General features: G+C 69.7%; 22 protein-coding genes and 1 tRNA gene. 15 read left to right on the forward strand and 8 right to left on the reverse strand.

Annotation, left to right across the window (positions count from 1 at the left end; genetic code table 11):
• The first annotated feature begins 61 nt into the window (after positions 1–61).
• Positions 62–760 (forward strand): response regulator transcription factor, encoded by a 699-nt coding sequence (locus ACIQD6_RS15895; protein WP_401882585.1) that lies wholly within the window; start codon positions 62–64, stop codon positions 758–760.
• A gap of 73 nt (positions 761–833) precedes the next feature.
• Here ACIQD6_RS15895 and ACIQD6_RS15900 read toward each other — a convergent pair whose 3' ends face one another.
• Positions 834–1,118: a hypothetical protein gene (locus ACIQD6_RS15900; RefSeq protein ID WP_401882587.1), complete on the reverse strand. Its 285-nt coding sequence runs from the start codon at positions 1,116–1,118 to the stop codon at positions 834–836.
• A 362-nt stretch (positions 1,119–1,480) separates the two neighbouring features.
• Here ACIQD6_RS15900 and ACIQD6_RS15905 point away from each other — a divergent pair.
• Positions 1,481–1,565, forward strand: a tRNA-Ser gene (locus ACIQD6_RS15905).
• A gap of 150 nt (positions 1,566–1,715) precedes the next feature.
• On the opposite strand, the gene ACIQD6_RS15910 is transcribed toward ACIQD6_RS15905, so the two are convergent.
• From ACIQD6_RS15910 to ACIQD6_RS15920, 3 genes are all read right to left on the reverse strand, one after another.
• Positions 1,716–2,429, reverse strand: a complete 714-nt coding sequence (locus ACIQD6_RS15910; protein ID WP_401882590.1) for an AAA family ATPase — start codon at positions 2,427–2,429, stop codon at positions 1,716–1,718.
• A 183-nt stretch (positions 2,430–2,612) separates the two neighbouring features.
• The gene (locus tag ACIQD6_RS15915; protein ID WP_401882592.1) at positions 2,613–3,188 is read right to left on the reverse strand and encodes a hypothetical protein; all 576 of its coding nucleotides are present in this window, start codon (positions 3,186–3,188) and stop codon (positions 2,613–2,615) included.
• Positions 3,185–3,568, reverse strand: a complete 384-nt coding sequence (locus tag ACIQD6_RS15920) for a PadR family transcriptional regulator (RefSeq protein WP_401882594.1) — start codon at positions 3,566–3,568, stop codon at positions 3,185–3,187. Before ACIQD6_RS15920 ends, ACIQD6_RS15915 begins: the two co-directional genes overlap by 4 nt.
• 454 nt (positions 3,569–4,022) lie before the next feature.
• On the opposite strand from ACIQD6_RS15920, the gene ACIQD6_RS15925 reads away from it, so the two are divergent.
• The 5 genes from ACIQD6_RS15925 to ACIQD6_RS15945 all read left to right on the forward strand — a co-directional run bounded on the left by ACIQD6_RS15925 (position 4,023) and on the right by ACIQD6_RS15945 (position 8,397).
• Complete coding sequence (locus tag ACIQD6_RS15925; protein ID WP_401882597.1) at positions 4,023–5,228, forward strand: multiprotein-bridging factor 1 family protein; 1,206 nt, start codon at positions 4,023–4,025, stop codon at positions 5,226–5,228.
• A 34-nt stretch (positions 5,229–5,262) separates the two neighbouring features.
• Positions 5,263–5,628: a hypothetical protein gene (locus tag ACIQD6_RS15930; RefSeq protein ID WP_401882600.1), complete on the forward strand. Its 366-nt coding sequence runs from the start codon at positions 5,263–5,265 to the stop codon at positions 5,626–5,628.
• Positions 5,629–5,706: 78 nt separating this feature from the next.
• Positions 5,707–6,357 (forward strand): MOSC domain-containing protein, encoded by a 651-nt coding sequence (locus ACIQD6_RS15935; RefSeq protein WP_401882603.1) that lies wholly within the window; start codon positions 5,707–5,709, stop codon positions 6,355–6,357.
• A 79-nt stretch (positions 6,358–6,436) separates the two neighbouring features.
• Positions 6,437–7,099, forward strand: coding sequence for a GntR family transcriptional regulator (locus ACIQD6_RS15940; RefSeq protein ID WP_401882606.1), 663 nt, complete (start codon positions 6,437–6,439; stop codon positions 7,097–7,099).
• A complete protein-coding gene (locus ACIQD6_RS15945; protein WP_401882609.1) occupies positions 7,096–8,397 on the forward strand; it encodes a nitrate/nitrite transporter in 1,302 nt (433 codons plus the stop codon). The genes ACIQD6_RS15940 and ACIQD6_RS15945 overlap by 4 nt, the downstream gene beginning before the upstream one ends.
• Before the next feature lie 152 nt (positions 8,398–8,549).
• On the opposite strand, the gene ACIQD6_RS15950 is transcribed toward ACIQD6_RS15945, so the two are convergent.
• A complete protein-coding gene (locus ACIQD6_RS15950; RefSeq protein ID WP_401882611.1) occupies positions 8,550–9,374 on the reverse strand; it encodes a maleylpyruvate isomerase family mycothiol-dependent enzyme in 825 nt (274 codons plus the stop codon).
• Positions 9,375–9,554: 180 nt separating this feature from the next.
• Here ACIQD6_RS15950 and ACIQD6_RS15955 point away from each other — a divergent pair, with 180 nt between their 5' ends.
• Together ACIQD6_RS15955 and ACIQD6_RS15960 are read left to right on the forward strand one after the other, a co-directional pair.
• Positions 9,555–10,352, forward strand: coding sequence for a carbon-nitrogen family hydrolase (locus ACIQD6_RS15955; RefSeq protein ID WP_401882614.1), 798 nt, complete (start codon positions 9,555–9,557; stop codon positions 10,350–10,352).
• Between the two features lie 337 nt (positions 10,353–10,689).
• Positions 10,690–12,561 (forward strand): NHL domain-containing thioredoxin family protein, encoded by a 1,872-nt coding sequence (locus tag ACIQD6_RS15960; RefSeq protein WP_401882617.1) that lies wholly within the window; start codon positions 10,690–10,692, stop codon positions 12,559–12,561.
• A 169-nt stretch (positions 12,562–12,730) separates the two neighbouring features.
• On the opposite strand, the gene ACIQD6_RS15965 is transcribed toward ACIQD6_RS15960, so the two are convergent.
• A complete protein-coding gene (locus ACIQD6_RS15965) occupies positions 12,731–14,020 on the reverse strand; it encodes a M18 family aminopeptidase (RefSeq protein WP_401882619.1) in 1,290 nt (429 codons plus the stop codon).
• 447 nt (positions 14,021–14,467) lie between these two features.
• Between ACIQD6_RS15965 and ACIQD6_RS15970 the strand changes: the two genes are divergently transcribed.
• Entirely contained in the window at positions 14,468–16,066 is a 1,599-nt protein-coding gene (locus ACIQD6_RS15970; protein ID WP_401882621.1) for an FGGY-family carbohydrate kinase, read from the forward strand.
• Positions 16,067–16,136: 70 nt separating this feature from the next.
• On the opposite strand, the gene ACIQD6_RS15975 is transcribed toward ACIQD6_RS15970, so the two are convergent.
• Positions 16,137–17,963: an acyl-CoA dehydrogenase gene (locus ACIQD6_RS15975; protein ID WP_401882623.1), complete on the reverse strand. Its 1,827-nt coding sequence runs from the start codon at positions 17,961–17,963 to the stop codon at positions 16,137–16,139.
• A 154-nt stretch (positions 17,964–18,117) separates the two neighbouring features.
• Here ACIQD6_RS15975 and ACIQD6_RS15980 point away from each other — a divergent pair, with 154 nt between their 5' ends.
• From ACIQD6_RS15980 to ACIQD6_RS15990, 3 genes are all read left to right on the forward strand, one after another.
• On the forward strand, positions 18,118–18,594 hold the full coding sequence (locus ACIQD6_RS15980; protein ID WP_401882625.1) for an SseB family protein: 477 nt from the start codon (positions 18,118–18,120) through the stop codon (positions 18,592–18,594).
• Between the two features lie 185 nt (positions 18,595–18,779).
• On the forward strand, positions 18,780–19,733 hold the full coding sequence (locus tag ACIQD6_RS15985) for a pirin family protein (protein ID WP_401882628.1): 954 nt from the start codon (positions 18,780–18,782) through the stop codon (positions 19,731–19,733).
• Between the two features lie 520 nt (positions 19,734–20,253).
• On the forward strand, positions 20,254–21,330 hold the full coding sequence (locus ACIQD6_RS15990; protein ID WP_401882630.1) for an AI-2E family transporter: 1,077 nt from the start codon (positions 20,254–20,256) through the stop codon (positions 21,328–21,330).
• Between the two features lie 9 nt (positions 21,331–21,339).
• Here ACIQD6_RS15990 and ACIQD6_RS15995 read toward each other — a convergent pair whose 3' ends face one another.
• Positions 21,340–21,879, reverse strand: coding sequence for a hypothetical protein (locus ACIQD6_RS15995; protein ID WP_401882632.1), 540 nt, complete (start codon positions 21,877–21,879; stop codon positions 21,340–21,342).
• Between the two features lie 92 nt (positions 21,880–21,971).
• On the opposite strand from ACIQD6_RS15995, the gene ACIQD6_RS16000 reads away from it, so the two are divergent.
• Together ACIQD6_RS16000 and aspS are read left to right on the forward strand one after the other, a co-directional pair.
• Entirely contained in the window at positions 21,972–22,439 is a 468-nt protein-coding gene (locus ACIQD6_RS16000; protein WP_401882635.1) for a MarR family winged helix-turn-helix transcriptional regulator, read from the forward strand.
• Between the two features lie 247 nt (positions 22,440–22,686).
• Positions 22,687–24,489, forward strand: coding sequence for an aspartate--tRNA ligase (gene aspS / locus ACIQD6_RS16005; protein ID WP_401882638.1), 1,803 nt, complete (start codon positions 22,687–22,689; stop codon positions 24,487–24,489).
• The last annotated feature ends 88 nt before the right edge of the window (positions 24,490–24,577 follow it).

Below are 24,577 nucleotides of genomic sequence, written 5' to 3' on the forward strand. Positions count from 1 at the left end.
CGTCCCACGGGCCCGCGGTCGCCATGGCGCCGCGGGCCCGTGCCCTGCCCGAAGGACGCCGATGCACCGTGTACTCCTCGCGGGCGGCCCCACTCTCGTCCGAGACGCTTACGCGCACGTCATCGCCGCGTCCCCCGCCTTCGTGATTCAGGCCCAGACCGCGACCCTCGCCGAGGCCCTGACCGTCCTGACCCCCACGACCTGCGACCTCCTGCTCATCGAGGCCCGCGAACTCGCCCGCGCCACATCGGCAGCGGCTCAGATATCGCTGCGCCACGCCGCCGCCTGCACCCGAACCGTCGTACTCGGCACGATCCCGCCGGCCGAACTCCCGCTCCTCACGGAGGCGGGCGTGACCGGCGTGCTCGGCCCCTACCTCGAACCCGACGAATTCTTCACGGCACTCGATGTGGTCTGCCGCGGCGCCATGGTCATCTCGCCGGCGCCCTCCCACGCACCCCCCGCACCGGCTGCCCAAGGGGCTCTGGCACCACTCACCCAGCGGGAACGTGAAGTACTCGCTCTCATCGCCGCCCTGCCCGACAACACCGCCATCGCCCTCGCACTCGGCCTGAGCCCCTTCACGGTCAAGTCACACATCAACCGGATCATGCACAAACTCGGAGTGTCCAGCAGATCCCAACTCGTCGCCCTCGCCTACGAGAACCGACTGATCGTCCCGGGCCCTCGGATCACCTCCGGTGCGGCACTGAGCGAGCACCGTACTGTCCTTGGGGCTCCTCCGGGACTCGGTGTCTGAAACGAACGAGAGGTTCTGGTGTCCCGTGATCCCGTTCCGTGCCACCGGACGCGCCCGGCAGGACGACGGTCCCTCAGCCGGCCTGGATCCAGGTGATGACCGTGAGGACGGTGGGTACGGGGCATGCCAGGACGCCGATGAGGAGCAGGCGGATCTCCATCGTGAGTCGGCGGATGCCGGGTGCGAAGGCCAGCGCGGTGAGCGCGGCAGCCGCGCCGACGGCGGGCAGGACGTATCGAAGAAGGATGTCTCCGACGGGCACACCCGCGGCCAGGCCCCAGACCACGGTGATGCCGACCAGGCTCACGAGCCAGTTGAGCGACAGCAAGGTGACCGCCCACAGCACGCCTGCGAGCACGGCGGGGCCAGTCCGCGTGCGGGAAGCCGATGTCGGCTGCCATGGTCCGTAAAGAGTGGCGTACGTCTCGGGGTTCACCGGCGATGCCTTCCGTGGGAGGGGATGTGCATGATCCTCACGCCACGGGCGCTGCCGCGGGATGGGCGCGGATGCTCACCTCGGCGCGGGCTCGTACTCACGTGTCACCTGAATACGGAGAGTGGCTGCCTGTAGCCACGGCGGCCGGTGGGTCTGGCTACCCTAGATGTGGTCCCGCCAACGGGTCGTTTCCGGATCCTGTGGGCCAGGGACGGGCCAACGGCTTCGGGGACGGGCGACGGCCGGTAGGCTGTAGTCGCTCCGTCGCAGGTGGGCGGGGCGTGGGTGGGTTGCCCGAGCGGCCTAAGGGAACGGTCTTGAAAACCGTCGTGGCGCGAGTCACCGTGGGTTCAAATCCCACACCCACCGCAGCAGGTCAGCGTATGCGCAGGCCAGAAGGGGCGCCCCGAATTGGGGGCGCCCCTTTCGTCTGTGCTCTGTCTCGCCCGTATCCCGAGAGCCGGGTCTTCTGCATCGCCCCATGTGACGAGGGCTGGACGAGGGCGGAGGGGGACCGGCCTACGGTTCGACGATGTGCCGCAGATAGGTGTGCGGGTCGGCGAGATAGCGGCGCCAGTGATCCACGACGCCGAGCTCCCGCCAGGCGACCCTCCGCATACCGTGCTCACCGACCTCGATGATGTCCGCGCCCGGCAGTGCGGTCAGCAACGGGGAGTGCGTGGCACAGATGACCTGGCCGCCCTCCCTGGCCAACCGGTCGATGTGCCCGATCAGTTCGAGGCACGAAGAGAAGGAGAGCGCTGCCTCCGGCTCGTCGAGAACATAGAGCCCGGCGTGAAGGAACTTCCCGCGGAACGCCGCGAGAAAGCCCTCGCCATGGCTGACATGGTCCGGCGAGAACCCCTCCCTGCCCAGCGCGTCCAGCGCGGTCTCGGCACGCAGGAAGAAGCCCTTGCGGGCTGACCAGCTGGTGACCATACGGCGCCCGCGCCCCGAGGCGGCGTCGAATTTCATACGCTCGCCGAGGGGCGACTTGCCGCGCGGGGAAGCGTAGCGCCAGTCGTGGGAGCCGCCGTAGGAGTCCAGGCCGAACCCCTCCGCCAACGCCTCGACCAGGGTCGACTTCCCCGAGCCGTTCTCACCGACCAGAAAGGTCACCGGTGCGGTGAACCGCAGCCCTTCGCTCAGCAGCTGTCGGACGCAGGGCACCGACCAAGGCCAGGTTTCCTCGTCGTGCGAGGAGAGGTGGGCGTATGCACGTTCGATAATCACGCAACCAGTGTCGCCTGGAGTCGGAAAACGTACGTGCACCGTGTAGCCGGCGTCAGTACCTCGCGCTCGTTGCCGCCCGGGCTCCGATCGGTCAAGCAGCCGTTCCCATGCGTTGCGAGGCGGTGAGTGGTCCAACGACCTCTCGACACCTCGGACGGTCCGATCAAAGCCGTGGGTGGGGTGTCATTCCGCCCCCGTGGCTCCCGGCCGGCCCTCCTGCGCTCGGGAGCGCCTGGCGATCTCGTAGGCGATGCCCGGCAGGGGCAGGAGGACCGAGGCCCAGAGAGCGACATGGAAGAGTGGCTCGTCGCCGACCAGCCACTCGGTGAGGATCGTGACCGGCAGGCCGGCGCACGCCGCGATCAGCAATCCCTTGCCCACGCCCACGCTCCCGCGCCGTACCTCCACCGCGACGGTGATCGTGATGACGGTGAGCCAGAAGGCAAGGCGGCCTGGGGTGACGGGAATTGATCCGGACCAGCTGATGAGGTGCGAGAACAGCAGGAGTCCGCCTATCGCCGACGGCACCAGCATCGCCATCCGCAGCAGCCGGGGGCGCAGCGGCGACCTCGCCCGTGCCCAGGAGGCGGCGAACGCCTTGACGTCGTCGCCCACGACGTCTCGCGGTGCACGTCCTGCGGCCGCCGCGTCCTCAAGGTGCGCGGAGAGCTCGGCCAGCATGTCCTGGATGGCAGCGTCATCGACGCCCCGGAACGACCAGTTGCTGCGGCATATCGCGAGGATTCGTTCGGTCGTCATGGTTTTGTGTTCCCCCCCGTGGGTGGCTCGGTGGTGGTCAGGATCTCGTTCACCTGGGCCGTGAAGTCCAGCCAGGCGGTGCGGCCGCGTGTCAGTTCCACTCCGCCCGCCCGGGTCATCCGGTAGTACTTGCGCGGTGGCCCACCGCTGGACGACGGCGCGCGATAGGACTCGACGAGCCCGGCCCGCTCCATCCGGGCGAGCAGTGGATAGATGCTGCCCTCGCTGACGAGCTCCAGCCCGCAGTCGGTGAGCGCTTCGACGAACTCGTATCCATAGCGAGGACGTTCGGCGATCAGGGCGAGCAGACAGATGTCGAGCGCTCCGCGCAGGAGCTGGCTCCGCCGTTGGTCACCGGACGTCCGCAGCTCCTCTGTCATGCGGTACATGGTAGTCAGGAACTACCTTGCACCGCAAGGTAAAGGCCCGGCGTTCCCGAGGCCGGAGTCCCGGAGCGCCGCAACGAGGATGAGGTCGAGTTCGCGAGCGAGAGCTACTGGCCACTGCCGTGCCGACACGTGGAGATCACTGCCGGGGCAGATCGTGCGGGACTGGCAGCGGAAGGGGGGGCTGCCAGGACTCGGGAGTTTCCAGGCTTCCCTCTGCTCCCAGGGGGCTCCCGCATGCCCGACCGTCAGACGCCCTTGCGGTGGTCGTGCCAGGTAGCGGCAGCAGTCGCCAGGCGCAGCGTCCATGGGTCGGGGTCGGCGGCGCTGATTTCGTCCCATACGTTGCGGTTGGCGGCGGCGAGGGCGGTGATGCCCTCGGTCGGAGCGGTACCCCAGGTCGGGCCTGGCGAGAAGACGTAGGAGCCGGGGCTACAGTCAGGAGAAGTTGGCCGAGTTACTCGGAGTGGACCGCACAACGGTCGGGCGCTGGGAAAGTGGCAGGATCGTCCCTCAGCCGCCTCAGCGACGAGGCTTGGCGAATGCCCTCGATATCAGCCTCCAAGAGCTGGACGTCCTCCTGACGCCACCACAAGGCGCAGGCCAGGACGCCACAGGGCATCAGCCCAGTGACCCTTTGAAGGCGGGAGACCCTGACGAAATGATCCGTCGCGAATTCCTCCGCATACTGACCGTCAGCGGGGCCTTGACGGCTCTGCCGCTTGAGGAGGCAGAGGCTCTCACTGAAAGCGTCCGTCGGGGGTTGCCCGTCGACTTCGCACGCATGAACAGCCACCTCTGGCAGGTCTACAAGCTCGCCCGCTCCAAGGGCTCCGTCTACCCCGTCATCCGTGATCAGTTGACGGCACTGAACGAGTCTTTGGCAGGTAGCCGTGGCAGCACCCGCCCCCTGCTGAGCGCGGCAGCCGACCTCTTCCAGTTGGCCGGTGAAGTGGCGTTCGACGCCAACCGGTACTCCGATGCCACCGCCTCGTACGCGCTCGCAGCGTCGGTCAGCAAGGATGCCGACGCGTACGACCTGTGGGCCTGTGCGCTCGTCCGGCACGCCTACGTGGACATGGCCGAGCAGCGCTACCGCCAAGCCGCCCAGATGCTCGGCGCGGCCGAGCGACTGGCCGGGCGGGGTGATGACAACCTCTCGACCCGGCATTGGGTCGCATCGGTCCAAGCCGAGGCATACGCCGGTCTCGGCGACTTGGACGCGTGCGAACACGCGATGGATCGCGCCGAGACCGTCCGCGACCTCACCGCAGACAGCGTCAACGGCGGATGGCTCCGGTTCGACGGTGCGCGTCTGGCCGAGGAGCGGGGAGCGCGCTACGTGCAACTTGGGCGCCTCGATTTGGCGGAGGAAACTCTGAAGGGCGCTCTGGGGCAGGCAGATCTGGCGTCCGGGCAGTCCTACCGGCGACGAGGCTCAGTCCTCACAGACCTGGCTGCCATCGGCGCGAAGCGGCGTGACGTCGAACAGGTCGTGGCGTACGGCAGGGAGGCCATCAGCCTGGCCCGAGCCTCAGCATCCGGGTACGTCGCCCGTAAACTCCAGACTCTGTGCGACGAGTTCGGTCCCTTGAGCCGAGACCACCGCGTGGCCGAGCTAGGGGCGGAGATCGCCACGCTGAGCGCGCCGTGACAAGACGAGATGAGACGTGACGAGAGGGGTAGGCATGTCGCAGATCGAAGGTGCACGACTGTTCCGGGAGACCTGGATCGCGGGAGTGCGCCAGCACTTCCCCGGGGAGCCGAAGGCCGGCTACGTCACCCCGTGGGACGACACCCCGCAGTGGGAGCGGGAGGCCGCCGGGTCGGTGTACGACCAGGTCCGGCAGTTCATCGAGCTCAGCGACGGCCACACGGCGAGGCTGTCCCGTGAGCAGAAGGGCCGGTTCGTCGCGACCTGCTGGACGGCCCAGATGTTCAAGCACTTCGAGGACCCGAAGCCGGGTTACGTGGCCGACTGGCCCGACCTCCCGTCCTGGCAGCGGGAGACCGACGCCGACATCTTCGAGGCCATCGAGAAGGCGCTGAGCTGACCGCCCGCATGTGTACCGGCGGCCGGTCGGCCGGAAAACCGTTCGCTCCCCTCTGCGGCGGACCGTACTGTCGCCGCTGTGAAGCTGCTCTCCGTCAATATCGGCAGACCCCGTCCCAACCCGTGGAAGGGCCTGAGCCTGACGGGCATCGACAAGCGGCCTGTTGACGGTCCGGTCGCCGTCGTCGTCCCCGGTTCCGAGGGCACCGGCGCGGTCGGTCTCGTCGGTGACCGGGCCTACGACGTGAAGCATCACGGTGGCTCCGACCAGGCCGTCTACGCCTATGCGCGCGAAGATCTCGACGCGTGGGAAGCCGAGTTCGACAGGCCGCTCGCCAACGGGGTCTTCGGCGAGAACCTCACGACCCTCGGAGTGGACGTCAACAGCGCCCTGATCGGGGAGCGTTGGCGGGTCGGGCGGGACGTCGTGCTGGAGGTGTCGTGTCCGCGGGTTCCGTGCGCGACGTTCCAGGGCTGGCTGGAGCGGGCCGGCTGGATCAAGCGGTTCACCCGGGCCGTGCGGCCCGGTGCGTATCTGCGCGTCGTCGAGACCGGTGAGATCCGTGCCACCGACACCGTCGAGATCGTGCACCGGCCCGGCCACGACGTGACCGTCGCCGTCGTCTTCCGGGCGATGACGCTGGAACCGGAACTGCTGCCCCGGCTACGCGTCGCCGACGCGCTGCCGGAGGAGATCAAGGCGCAGGTCCGCCGGCGCACCACCGCGTAGGCGCGGCACGGGCGCCGGGGCGTTGTCCGTATCCCGGACGGGAATGCTGTTGTACCTCTGTTGTATCTAAGCTGTGCGCATGCCTTCAGCGCCTGCCGCTCCCGTCAAGCAGCCACCTGCCGCCGACCGCGTCTACAGCCACATCAAGGAAGCCGTACTCGACCGTCGCTACGAGGGCGGCACCCTGCTGACCGAAGGGGAGCTGGCCGAGGCGGTAGGGGTGTCCCGTACGCCCGTACGGGAAGCCTTGCTGAAGCTTGAGGTGGAAGGGCTGATCAAGCTCTATCCGAAGAAGGGCGCGCTCGTGCTCGCCGTGTCCGCGCAGGAGATCGCGGACGTGGTCGAGACCCGGCTGCTGGTCGAGGAGTTCGCCGTACGGAAGGCAGTGCCGGCGTCCGAGCGGCTGATCGGGCGGCTGGAGGAGCTGCTGGAGGAGCAGCGGCAGCGTGCCGTGGACGGGGATCTCGCGGCCGTCGCCGTGACCGACCGGACCTTCCACGCCGAGATCGTGCGCCACGCCGGCAACGACATCCTCTCCAAGCTGTACGACCAGCTCAGGGACCGGCAGCTGCGGATGGGCGTCGCCGTGATGGAGGCGCACCCCGACCGGATCGCCAAGAACATCATCGAGCACGCCGAGCTGCTCGAAGCCATCAGATCGGGCGACGCCGACGGCGCCGCGCAGGTTCTGCGCCGGCATGTCAGCCGGGTCAAGGTGCTGGTCCGGGGTGAGGAGCGGTGAGCGCGGTCTCCCTCACACTGCCTGGTGATCCGCCCGGCGGCCGTCGTGCCGCGTGGGTCTGGGGCATCGGCGTCGCCGTCTACTTCGTCGCCGTCATCTTCCGTACGAGCCTGGGTGTGGCCGGCCTCGACGCCGCCGACCGGTTCGACGTCAACGCCTCGGCCCTGTCGACCTTCTCCATACTCCAGCTGCTCGTCTACGCGGGCATGCAGATACCCGTCGGCCTTCTGGTCGACCGGCTCGGCACCAAGAAGGTGCTGACCCTCGGCGTGGTGCTGTTCACCGTCGGGCAGCTGGGCTTCGCGTTCTCGCCCTCGTACGGAACCGCCCTCGCCTCCCGCGCCCTGCTCGGCTGCGGTGACGCGATGACCTTCATCAGCGTGCTGCGGCTCGGCACCCGCTGGTTCCCGGCCCGGCGCGCACCGATGATCGGGCAGTTCGCCGGGCTCATCGGCATGGCGGGCAACCTCGTCTCCACCATCTTCATCTCCCGCACCCTGCACGGCCTCGGCTGGACCGCCACCTTCGCGGGCAGCGCCCTGGCGGGTGTCGTCGTCCTCGTGCTGCTGCTGCTCTTCCTCAAGGACCACCCGGAGGGTTACGAGCCGCCGCCCGCCGAGCACGCGGGCGCCGCGTACATACGCAGGCAGATCGCCGCGTCGTGGCGCGAGCCCGGTACCCGGCTGGGGATGTGGGTGCACTTCACGACCCAGTTCCCCGCGATGTTCTTCCTGCTGCTCTGGGGCATGCCCTTCCTCGTCGAGGCGCAGGGCCTGTCCCGCGCCGTCGCGGGTGAACTCCTCACGCTCGTCGTCCTCTCCAACATGGCCATCGGGCTGGTGTACGGGCAGATCATCGCCCGCCACCACGCGGCCCGGATCCCGCTGGCCCTCGGCACGGTCGGGACGACGGCGCTGGCCTGGGCGACGACGCTCGCGTACCCCGGCGACCATGCCCCGATGGGGCTGCTGATCGCCCTCTGCGCGGTCCTCGGCGCCTGCGGACCCGCATCGATGATCGGCTTCGACTTCGCCAGGCCCGCGAATCCGCCGGAGCGTCAGGGCACGGCCTCCGGAATCGTCAACATGGGCGGTTTCACGGCCTCGATGACGACACTCCTGGCGGTCGGCGTCCTGCTCGACGCGAGCGGCGACAACTACCGGATCGCCTTCTCGTCCGTCTTCGTCCTCGAAGCCGTCGGCATCATGCAGATCCTGCGCCTGCGGGCGCGCACGGCCCGGCGGGAGCGGGAGCGGCTGGTCGCCAGCCGGGTGGAGGCCGTGCACGTGCCCGCATGAGGCATGAGGCATGAGGCGCGCGGGGCGCCGTGGGGCGTGAGGCTGAGGCTGGATGGCCCGTGGTGCGCGTGCGCCCGCGCGCCCGTGGCGTCGCGCGCTCCCTCCCCCTCGGCCACTGAGCTACGGAGCCACGGAGCCACGGAGCCACGGGGCTACGGCGTCACCGCGAACTTCCGCACGATCGCCTCGGCCAGCTCCTGATCTCCATCGATCTTGATCCGGTCCGCCACCGCCGACGGCCGCACGCGTCCGCACGCCAGCCGGAAGTACGTCTCCCAGTCCGTCATCAGCGTCACCACCGGACCGAGCGAGGGCGAGCCGTCCACCGAGCCCTTGCCCTCCGCGTCCACCCTGACCGTACGCAGGAACTCCAGCGGGCCGCTCACATCGATGACCACCGCCGAATTCGGCGGCGCCCCCGCGTCCTTGGCGACGACCTTCGGCAACGCGGACAGCAGCACGTCGCGGGTCACCACGGCGCCGGCCGAGTCCAGGTTGCCCGGCTTGTTCAGCGCCGTACGCAGGTCCTGCTCATGCACCCAGATGTCGAACGCCCGCATCCGCATGGCGGTTTCCAGGGTCTGCTCCGTACCGAGCGGGGCGCGGACCATGGTGTCGGGGGAGCGGTTCTCGTTCCGCAACTGCCGGTTGCGGCGGATGATCGTGTACTCAAGTTCGGAGGTCATCTCCGGCGCCGTGTGATGCCGGCGCACATCGACCTGCATCTCCATATAGCGGGTCATGTCGTCCCGTACGTGGTAGAGATCGCGCGGCAGCGAGTGGATCGGCCGTGGGTCTCCGAGCATTTCGCATTCCAGGCCGATGACATGCGAGACGATGTCCCGCACGGACCAACCTGGGCACGGTGTGCGCCAGTTCCATTCGCCTTCGACGAGCGGCTGTACCAACTCGGCTATGGCTTCGACGGATTGGGTCCAGGCATCGGCGTAGTTTTGAAGGCTGGGATGGACGGTCACGGGACCCCTCGGCGGTTCTGCGGTACGCGGGCTGGTTTGACGGCGGGCGGGCTGCGGGCTGCTGTGGGCTACGTGGGTGGTTCGGCAGCTAAGTTACGCTGCCCGGTGGCACCCCGGCAGTGCTTTCGTGTGACGATCGTAGGCCCGTGTTGACGGCTCGAATGCCAGGACGGTGGTACTGTGCGCGCCTCTCTGCTCCAGATCGCAGTAGACCCGGACGAATCGGTGGATTCCCGAAGGTGCCGAGTCGCCGAGCTGGTACGGCGGCAACAGGGCGCCGATCTGGTGGTCTTGCCGGAGCTCTGGCCGGTCGGTGCCTTCGCGTACGACTCCTTCGCCGACGAAGCGGAAGCACTGGACGGGCCCACGTTCGAAGCGATGTCGGGCGCGGCGCGCGACGCGGGAGTCTGGCTGCATGCCGGGTCCCTCGTGGAACGGGACCCGGCGGGACACCTTTTCAACACCTCGCTCGTCCTCTCTCCCGCCGGTGACCTGGTCCGTACGTACCGCAAGATCCACCGTTTCGGTTTCGACCGGGGCGAGGCGACGCTGATGAGCGCGGGCGCCGAACTCGTCACCGTACGGCTGCCGGAGACCACCCTCGGCCTCGCCACCTGCTACGACCTGCGCTTCCCGGAGCTCTTCCGGGGCCTGATCGACGCGGGCGCCGAGCTGCTCGTCGTCCCGGCCGGCTGGCCGGCCCGCCGGCGCGCGCACTGGACGCTGCTCGCCCAGGCCCGCGCGGTCGAGAACCAGGCGTACGTCCTGGCCTGTTCCACCGCCGGTTCCCACGCGGGCGTGGAGCAGTCGGGACACAGCATCGTCGTCGATCCCTGGGGCGAGGTGCTCGCCGAGGCGGGGACGGACGAGGAAGTCCTCACGGTCGAACTCGACCCGGGGAAGGTCGCGGCGACGCGCGAGCAGTTCCCGGCGCTGAAGGACCGGCTGCTGGGGCTGGCGCCGCCGCCCGCCCGGTGACCATGCGGCACGGCTGTGAGGACCTGCCGGGAGTGGACCTGCCGGGAGTGGACCTGCCGGGAGTGGACCTGCCGGGAGTGGCCCCGCTGTGAGCGGACCTGCTGTGAGCGGACCTGCTGAGAGCGGCGTCGCTGTGATCCGTCCGCGTAGCTCCGGGCCGCCCCGCGTCACCGGACCGGGCGGATCCGGCCCGCATCAGTCGTCGTCCCGTTCCTTCTCCGCCATCCTGATCACGCACACCGCCACCGCGATCAGCAGCGCGTATTCGATGGCGGTACGGGCTTATGTGTACGCCTTCGGGTGCTGTGCGCGGCGCCGAGGATGGCACCCTTGAACCATGAACGACGCGACCCCCGCCCCCTCCCCCGAACCATCCCCGGCCTCGCCCCGCCGCGCCCGCGTCCGGGCTCCCGAGCTGGTCGGCAAGGGCGGCTGGCTCAATACGGGCGGCACCTCGTACACCCTCGCCGACCTGCGGGGACGCATCGTCATTCTCGATTTTTGGACATTTTGCTGCATCAACTGTCTGCATGTCCTCGACGAGCTGCGGGAGTTGGAGGAGAAGCACCGGGACACGGTGGTGATCATCGGCGTCCACTCGCCGAAGTTCGTGCACGAGGCCGAGCACCAGGCGGTGGTCGACGCCGTCGAGCGCTATGAGGTGCACCACCCCGTGCTCGACGATCCCGAGCTGGCGACCTGGAAGCAGTACGCCGTACGGGCCTGGCCCACGCTCGTCGTCATCGACCCCGAGGGGTACATCGTCGCCCAGCACGCGGGCGAGGGGCACGCGCACGCCATCGCGACGCTGGTCGGGGAGCTGGAGGCCGAGCACGCCGCGAAGGGGACGCTGCGGCGCGGGGACGGGCCGTACGTTCCGCCGGAGCCGGTCGCGACCGACCTGCGGTTCCCGGGCAAGGCGTTGGTGCTGCCCGGCGGGCACCTTCTCGTCTCGGACTCCACCCGCCATCAGCTGGTCGAGCTGGAGGCGGACGGCGAGAGCGTCGTGCGGCGGATCGGTTCCGGGGAGCGCGGGTTCGGGCCCGACTCGTTCAGCGAACCGCAGGGGCTCGCGCTGCTGCCCGACGGCACGGTGATCGTCGCGGACACCGTGAACCACGCGCTGCGGACGTACGACCCGGTCAGCGGCGCGATCGAGACCGTCGCCGGGACCGGCAGGCAGTGGTGGCAGGGTTCGCCGGCCTCGGGTCCCGCGCTGGAGGTGGATCTCTCCTCGCCGTGGGACGTCGCCTGGTGGGCGGACCGGGTGTGGATCGCGATGGCCGGTGTCCACCAGCTGTGGACGTACGACCCGGCCACCGGGACCGTCCAGGTCGCGGCCGGCACCACCAACGAGGGGCTGGTGGACGGGCCCGCCGCCGAGGCGTGGTTCGCCCAGCCGTCCGGGCTCGCGGCGGCCGGGGACCGGCTGTGGGTCGCCGATTCGGAGACCAGCGCGCTGCGGTACGTCGAGCGGGACGCCGAGGGGAACGGGGAGGGGTTCGTCGTCCGTACCGCCGTCGGAACCGGCCTCTTCGACTTCGGGCACCGCGACGGGGCGGCCGAACAGGCCCTGCTCCAGCACCCGTTGGGCGTCACCGCGCTGCCCGACGGCTCGGTCGCCGTCTGCGACACGTACAACCACGCCCTGCGCCGGTTCACTCCGCCGGTTCAGGAGGGCGGGAGCGGTGAAGTGACCACGCTCGCCACGGATCTGCGGGAGCCGAGCGACGCCGTGCTCGTCGGGGAGGACATCGTCGTGGTCGAGTCGGCGCGGCACCGGCTGACCCGGCTGCGGCTGCCCGACGAGGCGGTACGGGTCGAGGCCGTCGCCCACCGTACGCGGCGGGCCGCGACCGAGGTCGCCCCGGGCGCGCTGCGGCTGGACATCGTCTTCACGGCGCCGAGCGGCCAGAAGCTCGACACCCGATACGGCCCCTCGACCCGGCTGCTCGTTTCCGCCACCCCGCCCGGACTGCTGGCGGACGGCGGCGGATCCGGTACGGATCTGAGCCGTGATCTGGTGCTGGCCGACGGTGTCACGGAGGGCGTGCTGCACGTCTCCGCGATGGCGGCCTCGTGCGACGACGATCCTGCCAACGAGTACCCGGCCTGCCATGTCCATCAGCAGGACTGGGGCGTACCCGTCAGCGTGAGCGAGGAGGGGACGTCGAGGCTCGGTCTCGTACTCGCCGGGCTCGACGCGTAGGCCGCGCCGGTCGCGGCGTGTGGGGGGCGCCGGTCGCGGCGTGTACGTCGGGGTCGTCGAGTCGCGTACGCCGGACCTGAACAGGCATGCGGATGGCGGGAGTTCCGTACGTCCGGCCCTTCCCGGAGCGCTCAGCCCTTCCTGGAGCGGCCCGGCCCTTCCTGGGCGCTCAGCCCTCCAGGAAGGCCACCAGCGCGTTTGCCAGCAGGTACGGGTCGTCCGCGCCGCACAGTTCGCGCGCGCTGTGCATCGACAGGATCGCCACGCCGATGTCGACGGTCTGGATCCCGTGCCGGGCGGCGGTGATCGGGCCGATCGTCGTGCCGCAGGGCATCGCGTTGTTGGAGACGAATGTCTGCCAGGGCACGCCCGCCTTCTCGCAGGCCGTCGCGAACACGGCCCGGCCGCTGCCGTCCGTCGCGTACCGCATGTTGACGTTGACCTTGAGGATCGGGCCGCCGTTGGCGCGGGGGCGGTGCGTGGGGTCGTGGCGGTCGCTGTAGTTCGGGTGCACGGCGTGGCCGGTGTCGGACGACAGGCAGACCGTGCCGGCGAAGGCCCGCGCCCGGTCCTCGTACGTACCGCCGCGGGAGAGCACCGAGCGCTCCAGCACCGTACCGAGCAGAGGACCGTCCGCGCCGGTGTCCGACTGGGAGCCGTTCTCCTCGTGGTCGAAGGCGGCCAGCACCGGGATGTACGGGAGGGGTCTGGCCGCGACGGCCGCCAGCGCGGCCGTACCCGCGTGCACGGAGATGAGGTTGTCCATCCGGGGCCCGGCCACCAGCTCGCGGTCACGGCCGAGGTAGGCGGGCGGCTCGATGGCGTGCGGCATCAGGTCCCAGCCGGTGATGTCATCGGCCCGGACGCCCGCCTCCTCGGCGACGAAGCGGATCAGATCGCCCTCCTGGGGCTCTCCGAGGCCCCAGATCGGCTGCATGTGCCGCTGCCGGTCCAGCTTGAGACCGTCCGTGTTGACCGAGCGGTCCAGGTGCACGGCCAGCTGGGGGACGCGCAGCAGCGCGCGGTCGGCGTTGACCAGCCGGTGGGTGCCGTCGCGCAGGGTGATGCGGCCCGCGAGGCCGAGGTCGCGGTCGAGCCAGGTGTTGAGCAGCGTCCCGCCGTAGATCTCGACGGCGATCTGCCGCCACCCGTACGAACCGGTGTCCGGCAGCGGTTTCACCCGCAGGTTGGGGGAGTCCGTGTGCGCGCCGACGATCCGGAACGGGGTGTGCGGATCGGCACCTTCCGGCACGTACCAGGCGATGATCGCCCCGCCGCGCAGCACGAACCGCCCGCCCGCCGCCCCGTCCCAGGCGTCCGTCTCGCGCACCTGCCGGAAGCCCGCCTTCTCCAGGCGCTCGGCGGCATTCGCCACGGCGTGGTACGGCGACGGGCTGGCCGCGAGGAAGGACATCAGGTCGTCGGTGTGGCCGCGGTCGAAGCGGGCGGAAGTGCTCATGGGGTTCACCATAACGACGGGCCCCGCCCCCGGGCCCGGCACCGGTTGTCAGGCCGCGCGCCGGGGCGGGACAAGCTCCGCACATGGGTAGAACAGGCGCGGAAATCCGGGCGGAGAGTGGGGAGATGAAGGGGAGAGGGCGGTGGAGATCCGATGAGGAGCGGGTGAGAGCGCGGACGGGAGGAGGGCGTCGGCGGGGCTGAGACAGGCGGACGGAAAGCGGGCGGGAAGCGGGCGCCGAACGGGCCGATACGGGCCGACGCGGGCCGCCGGAGGGTCCGGCCAGGGTGTGGCTCCCGACGGACAGGACCGGACGGGACGGGACTGGACCGGACAGGACACGACCGGACTGGACAGGACGGGACTGGCTGGACAGGACACGACAGGGACGGGACCGGACAAGTCTGGACAGGGAGACACGGGGCGACGGAATGACAGGGTGACGGCATGACGTCGAAAAAGGCTCAGACAACGGTCCACGGCGCGGTCCACAGCGCCGTCCTCGGTGCGATCCACGGCGCGGTCCTCGGTGTCGACATCGGTACGTCGAGCAGCAAGGGCGTACTCGTCGACCCCGCCGACGGCACGGTGCTCGCGACCGCCGTCCGCCGGCACCCCGTCTCCCGGCCCGCGCCCGGGCACGCCGAGATGGACCCGGAGCTGTGGTGGGAGGAGTTCACCGGCATCACCGCCGAGCTGCTCTCCGGCCGTCCGGGCCCCGTGGCGGCGGTCGGCGTCAGCGGGATGGGCCCCTGCGTCGCGCTGACGGACGCCGACGACCTGCCCGTACGCCCGGCGATCCTGTACGGCGTCGATACGCGCGCCACCGACCAGATCGCCCGGATCGGCGCCGAGTTGGGCGTCGAGGAGATCCTGCGGCGGTGCGGCTCCGTCCTGTCGACGCAGGCCGTCGGGCCGAAGATCGCGTGGGTCGCCGAGCACGAGAGCGACGTCCGCGCGCGGGCCCGGCGGCTCTACATGCCCAGCTCGTGGCTGGTCAGGAAGCTGACCGGGGCGTACGTACTCGACCACCACTCGGCCAGTCAGTCGGCGCCGCTCTACGACTCGGCGGCCCAGGAGTGGTACGGCCCCTGGGCGGACCGGGTCGCGCCGGGCATCGAACTGCCGCCGCTGCGCTGGCCGGGAGAGATCGCCGGACGGGTGACGGCCGAGGCCGCCGCCGCGACCGGCCTGACCGCCGGGACCCCCGTGATCACGGGCACGGTCGACGCGTGGACCGAGGCGGTGAGCGTCGGCGCGCAGAACACCGGCGACCTCATGCTCATGTACGGCACCACCATGTTCCTGATCAACACGGTCGAACGGCGGCTGCTGGAACCGAGCCTGTGGAGCACCGTCGGGGCCTTCCCCGGCACCCGTAACCTCGCGGGCGGAATGGCCACGTCCGGGGCCGTCACCGAGTGGCTGCGCGCGCTCTTCGGCTCCCCGGGCCACGCCGAGCTGCTCGCCGAGGCCGACGCCTCCGGTCCGGGCGCCCAAGGGCTGCTGATGCTGCCGTACTTCGCCGGGGAGCGGACCCCGGTGGCCGATCCCCGGGCCCGTGGGGTGATCGCCGGCCTGACCGTCGAGCACACCCGTGGTGACCTCTACCGCGCCGCGCTGGAGGCGACCGCGTTCGGCGTGCGCCACAACGTCGCCGCGATGCGGGCCGCCGGTGGTGACGTCCGCCGGATCGTCGCCGTCGGCGGGGGCACCCAGGGCGAGTTGTGGACGCGGATCGTCTCCGATGTGACCGGGCTCGAACAGGAGATCCCGACCGTCACGATCGGAGCGTCCTACGGAGCGGCCTTCCTGGCGGCGAGTTCCGTCGGCGCCGCAAGCATCGAGGAGTGGAACCCGGTGCTGGAACGGCGAGTTCCGGACCCGGCGAACACCGCGCGTTACGACGAGCTGTACGGGCTCTACCGCGATCTCTACCCGGCCACCGCGAGGATCGCGCACACGCTCACGGACGCGCACACGCTCCGGGACGCGCACACGCTCCCGGACGCGGACGCGAACGGGCCACGGCGGCCGGGTTCCTGAACACCTGGTCGCCGTGGCCCTGTCCCTGCCCCGCCCCTTCAGGACGCCGCTGGAACGCCGCTGAACGCCGCTAGAACGCCGCTTCGTCCAGCTCCATCAGCGAGTTGTCGACCGTCTCCGCGAGCGCGCGCTGCGCCGAGACGTCCGGCAGTACGTTCGTGGCGAAGAACTTCGCGGCCGCGATCTTGCCCTGGTAGAACGCCACGTCCTTCGACGCGGCCGTCTCCAGCTTCTCGGCGGCCACGGCGGCGCCGCGCAGCAGCAGGTAGCCGACCACCACGTCGCCCGAAGCCATCAGCAGCCGCGTGGTGTTGAGGCCGACCTTGTAGATGTTCTTGACGTCCTCGCCGGTGGAGGTCAGGTCGGTCAGCATCTGTCCGACGATCGCCTCCAGGTCGACGGCCGCCTTGGCGAGCGCGTCGCGGGCCGGGGCCAGCTCCGTACCGCCGGTGCCGACCGCGAGGAACGTCTTGATCTCCTCGGCGAGCGTGTTCAGCGCCTGGCCCTGGTCACGGACGATCTTCCGGAAGAAGAAGTCCTGGCCCTGGATCGCCGTGGTGCCCTCGTAGAGGGTGTCGATCTTGGCGTCCCGGATGTACTGCTCGATCGGGTACTCCTGGAGATACCCGGAGCCGCCGAACGTCTGCAGGGACTGCGACAGTTGCTCGTACGACCGCTCCGAGCCGTAGCCCTTCACGATCGGCAGCAGCAGGTCGTTCAGCCCGTGCAGCGGCTTGGCGTTCTCGCCCTCCGCCTCCTTGACGGCTATGTCGTCCTGGACCGAGGCGGTGTACATGACGAGGGCGCGCATGCCCTCCGCGTACGCCTTCTGCGTCATCAGCGCGCGGCGCACATCGGGGTGGTGCGTGATGGTGACCTTGGGCGCGGCCTTGTCCATGAACTGCGCCAGATCCGGGCCCTGGACGCGCTCCTTGGCGTACTCCAGCGCGTTCAGATAACCGGTGGAGAGCGTGGCGATGGCCTTCGTGCCGACCATCATCCGGGCGAACTCGATGATCCGGAACATCTGCCGGATGCCCTCGTGCTTGTCACCGATCAGCCAGCCCTTGGCCGGGTGGCGGTCGCCGAAGGTCATCTCGCAGGTGTTGGAGGCCTTGAGGCCCATCTTGTGCTCGACGTTCGTGGCGTAGGCGCCGTTGCGCTCGCCCAACTCGCCGGTCTCCCAGTCGAACTCGTACTTCGGTACGAGGAAGAGGGACAGGCCCTTGGTGCCGGGGCCGGCACCCTCGGGGCGGGCGAGGACGTAGTGAAGGATGTTCTCCGACATGTCGTGCTCACCGGACGTGATGAAGCGCTTCACGCCCTCGATGTGCCAGCTGCCGTCCTCCTGCTCGACGGCCTTCGTGCGGCCCGCGCCGACGTCCGAGCCGGCGTCCGGCTCGGTGAGGACCATCGTGGAGCCCCACTGCTTCTCCACGGCGATCTCGGCGACCTTCTTCTGCGCCTCGTTGCCCTCCTCGAAGAGGATGCCGGCGAAGGCCGGGCCCGACGCGTACATCCACACGGCCGGGTTCGAGCCGAGCAGCAGCTCCGCGTACGCCCAGATCAGGGAGCGGGGCGAGGTCGTGCCGCCGATCTCCTCGGGCACGCCCAGACGCCAGTACTCGGAGTCCATGTAGGCCTGGTAGCTCTTCTTGAAGGCTTCGGGCACCGGTGCCGTGTTGGTCACGGGATCGAACACCGGGGGGTTGCGGTCGGCTTCCGCGAACGACTCCGCGAGGTCCGTCTCGGCGAGGCGCGTGACCTCTTCGAGGATGCTCTTGGCGGTCTCCACGTCCATCTCCGCGAATGGACCCGTGCCGTACAGCTTGTCGCGCCCGAGGACCTCGAAGAGGTTGAACTCGATGTCGCGGAGATTCGACTTGTAGTGCCCCATGGCGACGGCTCCGTAAGAATCGGGGAGGCAGATTCCTCATGTACTTACCAGCTGGTAGCTCCGATGATGCTACCCATCGGTAATAAGGCGCAACCCCCTGCTCGCATGTGTGACGAGGCTCCCCCGGGGCACTTTCCTCAGTACTCTTGCGGGCATGTACGGCTACGACCAGAATCCGGGCGCTCAGCAGCAGTACGCGCACCCGCCTCAGCCGCCGATGGGTGGCGCCGGCCCCGGCGGGTACGGCGAGCAGCCGCTGTATCCGGAACCGTCGCCCCCATCGCTCGGCGACGCCGTACGAGCGTTCACGACGGGGTCGCTGTCGGCCGAGGACTTCCAGCAGGTCTTCGCCACGTCGAAGGTCTACTGCCCCCGGGGCGACAACCCCGGTTTTCTGGCGCTGCACAACACGCAGCAGCCGGTGATCCCCATGTTCAGCACGCTCAAGGAGCTGCGCCGGTACGCGGGCAAGGAGTCCAAGTACTTCGTGATCACGGGCGCGGAGGTGATCGACCTGCTGCCGACGGGGTACGGCTTCGTGCTCGACATGGAGGGTGACCACCGGATGGTGTTCGACGCGAAGGCGGTCGAGCAGATGGTGGACTTCGCGATGCGCCGCATGTACGGCTGACCGCACGACGCCGCATGCGCGGCTGATCGCACGACTTCGCTGCCGCTGGGGCCCGTACCGGGATCGGTACGGGCCCCGTTTCTGTGCCCTGCTCCGGGCTTTCCGGGGCCCGGGAATGAAGGACGCCTTGCGAGATGTTCACTGTTCAACTAAATTGAACGTTGAAGAATCAAGGAGGTTCTCCCATGCCGGCTGTGACCGTCGAAAATCCGCTGACCCTGCCCCGAGTGGCGGCTCCGGCCGACGCCGTGGCCCGTCCCGTGCTCGCCGTCACGACCGCGCCCAGCGGTTTCGAGGGCGAGGGCTTCCCCGTTCGCCGAGCGTTCGCGGGGATCAACTACCAGCACCTCGACCCGTTCATCATGATGGATCAGATGGGCGAGGTGGACTACGCGCCGGGTGAGCCGAAGGGCACCCCCTGGCACCCGCACCGCGGCTTCGAGACCGTCACGTACCTGATCGACGGCAGCTTCATCCACCAGGACAGCAACGGTGGCGGCGGCACCATCCAGAACGGTGACACCCAGTGGATGACGGCGGGCTCCGGCCTGCTGCACATCGAGGCCCCGCCGGAGGCGCTGGTCATGTCCGGCGGCCTCTTCCACGGCCTCCAGCTGTGGGTGAACCTCCCGGCCGCCGACAAGATGATGAACCCCCGCTACCAGGACATCCGCGGCGGCCAGGTGCAGCTCCTGACGTCGCCGGACGGCGGTGCGCTGCTGCGGGTGATCGCGGGCGAGCTGGACGGGCACGAGGGCCCGGGCGTCACGCACACCCCGATCACGATGATCCACGCGACGCTGCGGCCGGGTGCGGAGGTGACGCTGCCGTGGCGCGAGGACTTCAACGGTCTCGCGTACGTACTGGCCGGGCGCGGCGCGGTCGGCACGGACCGGCGGCCGGTCCGCACGGGCCAGACCGCGGTGTTCGGCGCGGGCGGAACGCTGACGGTCCGCGCGGACGAGACCCAGGACTCGAACACGCCTGACCTGGAGATCGTCCTGCTGGGCGGGCGCCCGATCCGGGAGCCGATGGCGCACTACGGGCCGTTCGTGATGAACAGTCAGGCAGAGCTCAAGCAGGCGTTCGACGACTTCCAGGCGGGGCGTCTGGGGACGGCGCCGGTGGCCCACACGTAATCGACGCCGTCCGGGGGCGGGTGGGCTTTGTGGTGGGTGCGGGTGCCGGGGCCTCCGGAGGCGCATGTCCGGACTGCATGATTTACGCCGCGTGCGGGTTCGTTGTTCGGGTGCGGGTTCGTGAGCGGCACAAATCACGCTTTACGTCCGGCCACGTCACCTCCTGCGACCCCGACCCCCTCCCGCCGGTTCCCCGTCCGCGGCCCGGTGGGGGTACCCGCTCCGGCGCGCGCGGGTGGTCTGTGGCGGGCGGTGAAGGGGGTCGCGCAGGGGTCGTGTCCGGAACGTAAAGCGTGATTTGTGGCGCACGACAACCAGTACGCCGGGATCCGGTCCGCACGTGCCGTAAATCATGCAGTGCAGGACATGACCCCGGAGCGGCACCCGGCAACAACCCGCACCCGAGAACCGCCCCCCGCCCCAACGGCGCACAACGACCGCCCCCGCCGGACGGCACACCGCCGGACGGCGCACCCCGGGGGACACCCCCCGGCTCCCGTGGTCCGCTGGATCCGTGCAGATGTCCCCGGCTCCCCTCCTGCCCGAGAGCGCCCGCCGCCTCGCCGCCTGGTGTGGTGTGCTGCTGGTGGTCGCCGGGGTCGGGGCCGTCGCCGTCTGGCTGGTCGTCACCTTCAAGAGCGCCGTCACCCCCGTACTGCTCGCCGTCCTCGGTACCGCGCTGCTCGGGCCCCTGTACCGGCGGCTCGTCGCGATGAAGGTGAATCGGTCCCTCGCCGCCGCGCTGACCTGCGTCGCGGTCGTCGCCGTGGTCGGCGGGGCGGGATACATCGTCGTCAGCGCGCTGTTCCACACCGGCGACCAGATCGTCTCGTCCCTGCGGCAGGCGGCGAAGGACGTGACCGACCACTTCGGCGCCGCCGGGACCTCGCTGGACGATCTGCTGACGAACGCCAAGAAGCTGGTGGGGAAGTTCGGCGGCACCGCCGCGTCCGGTGTGCTCACCGGGATCGGCGTCGTCGGCGAGCTGATCGCCACCGCCGTGCTCGCGCTGCTGCTGATGTTCTTCTTCCTGCGGGACTCCGACAAGGCGCCCGGCGCGCTCAGGGCGATCGTGCCGCGAGCGGCCGGGGAGACCGTCGAGGCCATGGCCCGCCGGGCGTTCGAGGCGGTCGAGGGGTTTATGCGCGGAACGTCCGTCATCGCGCTGATCGACGCGGTCTGTATCACCGTCGGCCTGCTGATCCTGCGGGTGCCCGGCGCGGTCGGGCTCGGGGCGCTGGTGCTCGTCGGCGCGTACATCCCGTACCTCGGCGCCTTCATCTCCGGCGCCGTCGCCGTACTGGTCGCGCTCGCCGACCGTGGCTGGGTGATCGGTCTCTGGACGCTCGGGGTGGTCCTCGCCGTACAGGTGCTGGAGGGGCATGTGCTCCAGCCGATGATCCAGAGCCGTACGGTCCAGATGCACCCGGCCGTGGTGATGCTGGCGATCGCGGCGGGCGCCAGTGTCGCCGGGATTCTCGGCATGCTGCTGGCCGTGCCGCTGACGGCGGCGGCGTTCGGGGTGCTGTCCGAGCTGCGGGGCCGGCTTGCGCACCACGGCGCCGACGGCTCGGGGGACGGCCCCGGCCCTGGCTGAGCGGGGTGCTCAGCGGGCGAAGCGGCGCGCGATGCCCAGCGCGGCGAAGTCGACGATGGCGCCCGCGAGGCGGGCGCGGATGAGGACGCCGATGGTCCGCACGGTGATCATGGCCAGGACCATGAGGACGAACGCGGTGCCGTAGGTGGCGGCCGGGACCTGGTGCTGGATCGAGAACGTCGCCAGGTCATGGGTGAACCAGTGGGTCGAGCCGTAGGCGAAGCCCATGCGCAGGGCCATCGCGACCGTCCACAGTGCGGCGTAGGGCCAGCCCGCGACGGTGACCAGGCGGGAGTCGGCCGGGTCGCGGTGGACCTGGATCAGGGCGATCGAGGCCAGGCCGAACAGCAGGCCGGCCGCGAGCCCGGCCGCTTCGATCAGGTGGGCTGTGCTCCCGGACGGGATTTCCTTGAGGTACTTGAAGCCGACGCCCGCGACGATCGCGACGGGCAGTAGCAATCGCCTGGCGTCCGGGCGTCGTGTGCCGAGCTGGGTGGCGAGGATCGCGATGAACACGCCGGTGTAGAGCAGGTAGTCGCTGAGGCTCATGGTGTTTCTCCAGGTGGGTTCGGGCTTGCCGCCCGTCGACACCTCCAAGATGCATCTGTCTGGATGCATAATGAGAGATGTATCTTGGAGGGATGGAGATGAGTGACCTGTACCAGCTCGGCCGCCGCCTGGCCGAGATCGCGCTCGAGGACATGGGTGCCGGCGCACCCGATATCGCCCCCGGCGAGTTCCTGGTCCTTCAAGACCTCTTCCTGAACGGCCGCAGCGCCGTAGGCGACATCGCCAAGCGCACCGGCCTGGCCCAGAGTCGCGTCTCCACCGGCGTGCGGGCCCTGGCCGGCCGTAACTGGGTCGCCACCGCGGCCGACCCCGCCGACGGCCGCAAGACCCTGGTCGACCTCACCGAGGCCATCCGCGCCGCCAGTGAACAGCGCCGCGCCGGACGCGCCGACAAGGCCCTGACCGACGCTCTGGCCGGGGTGGACGACGAAGAGCGAGGCGCCCTCATCGCCGCACTCGCCCGGCTCCACCAACTCCTGGTCGCAGACCACGCCCCGCGTCGGTTCCCGGACACAGCCGCACCCCGAGCTGTCCGGTAGCCCCCATGGGCTGAGCCTCCATGGGCTGAGGAATTGGCCTGCGTCGCGATCGCGGCCAGGAGTCCCCGGTGCGCACTGTCCTACTTTGTGAATATGTGGTGACCTGTCGCCACCGGGAGTGCCGCCGGGGCTGGGCGGTAACCTGTTGTGTCGTACGGCTTGTGTCGTATGACTTGTGTCGTACGGCGCAACCGTTCCGACCTTCGGCCCCGGCCAACCCCGACTTGCTAAGACTGGATGAACGACGATGCATCGGTACAGGTCCCACACCTGCGGCGAGCTCCGCGCCTCTGACGTCGGTGCCGACGTCCGGCTGAGCGGCTGGCTGCACAATCGCCGAGACCTGGGCGGCATCCTCTTCATCGATCTGCGCGATCACTACGGTCTGGTCCAGCTGGTCGCCCGCCCCGGCACCGCCGCCAACGAGGAGCTGTCCAAGGTCACGAAGGAGACCGTCGTCCGTATCGACGGGACGGTCTCCGCGCGCGGTGCGGACAACGTGAACCCGGAGCTGCCGACCGGCGAGATCGAGATCGAGGTCTCGGAGGTCGAGATCCTGGGCGCGGCGGGTCCGCTGCCGTTCACGATCAACACCGAGGACGGCGTGAACGAGGAGCGGCGCCTGGAGTACCGCTTCCTCGACCTGCGCCGCGAGCGCATGCACCGCAACATCATGCTGCGTACGGCGGTCGTCTCCGCCATCCGGCACAAGATGACGGCGCTCGGCTTCAACGAGATGACCACCCCGATCCTCACCGCGACCTCCCCCGAGGGCGCCCGTGACTTCGTGGTCCCGTCCCGGCTGAACCCCGGCAAGTTCTACGCGCTGCCGCAGGCCCCGCAGCAGTTCAAGCAGCTGCTGATGATCTCGGGCTTCGACCGCTACTTCCAGATCGCGCCGTGCTTCCGCGACGAGGACGCCCGCGCCGACCGCTCGCCCGGCGAGTTCTACCAGCTCGACGTCGAGATGAGCTTCGTCGAGCAGGAGGATGTCTTCCGGCCGATCGAGAAGCTGATGACCGAGCTGTTCGAGGAGTTCGGCGGCGGCCGTCATGTCACCTCCCCCTTCCCTCGGATCCCGTTCCGCGAGTCGATGCTGAAGTACGGCAACGACAAGCCGGACCTGCGGGCCAAGCTGGAACTGGCCGACATCTCGGACGTCTTCGAGGGCTCCGAGTTCAAGGCGTTCGCCGGAAAGCACGTCCGCGCCCTGCCGGTGCCGGACACGGCGGGCCAGCCGCGCAAGTTCTTCGACGGGCTCGGGGACTTCGCCGTCGAGCAGGGCGCGAAGGGCCTGGCCTGGGTGCGGGTCGGCGAGGACGGGACGCTGAGCGGCCCGATCGCCAAGTTCCTCACCGAGGAGAACGTCAAGGTCCTCACCGAGCGCCTCGCGCTGGCCCCCGGCCACGCCATCTTCTTCGGCGCGGGCGAGTACGACGAGGTCTCCAAGATCATGAGCGCGGTCCGCGTCGAGGCCGCCAAGCGCGCCGGGCACTTCGAGGAGGGCGTCTTCCGGTTCTGCTGGATCGTCGACTTCCCGATGTACGAGAAGGACGAGGAGACCGGGAAGATCGACTTCTCGCACAACCCGTTCTCGATGCCCCAGGGCGGTCTGGAGGACCTGGAGTCCAAGGACCCGCTGGATATTCTGGCCTGGCAGTACGACATTGTCTGCAACGGCATCGAGCTGTCCTCGGGCGCGATCCGTAACCACGAGCCCGAGCTGATGCTCAAGGCGTTCGAGATCGCCGGGTACGACCGGGAGACCGTCGAGCACGAATTCGCGGGCATGCTGCGCGCGTTCCGCCTGGGCGCCCCGCCGCACGGTGGTATCGCGCCGGGCGTCGACCGCATCGTGATGCTGCTGGCCGACGAGCCGAACATCCGCGAGACGATCGCCTTCCCGCTCAACGGCAACGCGCAGGACCTGATGATGGGCGCGCCGACCGAGCTGGACGAGACGCGGCTGCGGGAGCTGAACATCGCGCTGCGCAAGCCGGTGGCCACCAAGTCGTCGACCGAGAAGTCGGGCGAGAAGTCCGGCGAATAGTCCGGCGGGTAGAGCGAAGCTCGTACTACGCGCGTCTGGGTCCGGAACCGCATGGTTCCGGGCCCAGACGCGTTTCCGTATGTGGCCG

The organism is Streptomyces sp. NPDC088400 (genome assembly GCF_044753355.1).
In the GTDB taxonomy this organism is placed as follows: Bacteria; Actinomycetota; Actinomycetes; order Streptomycetales; family Streptomycetaceae; genus Streptomyces.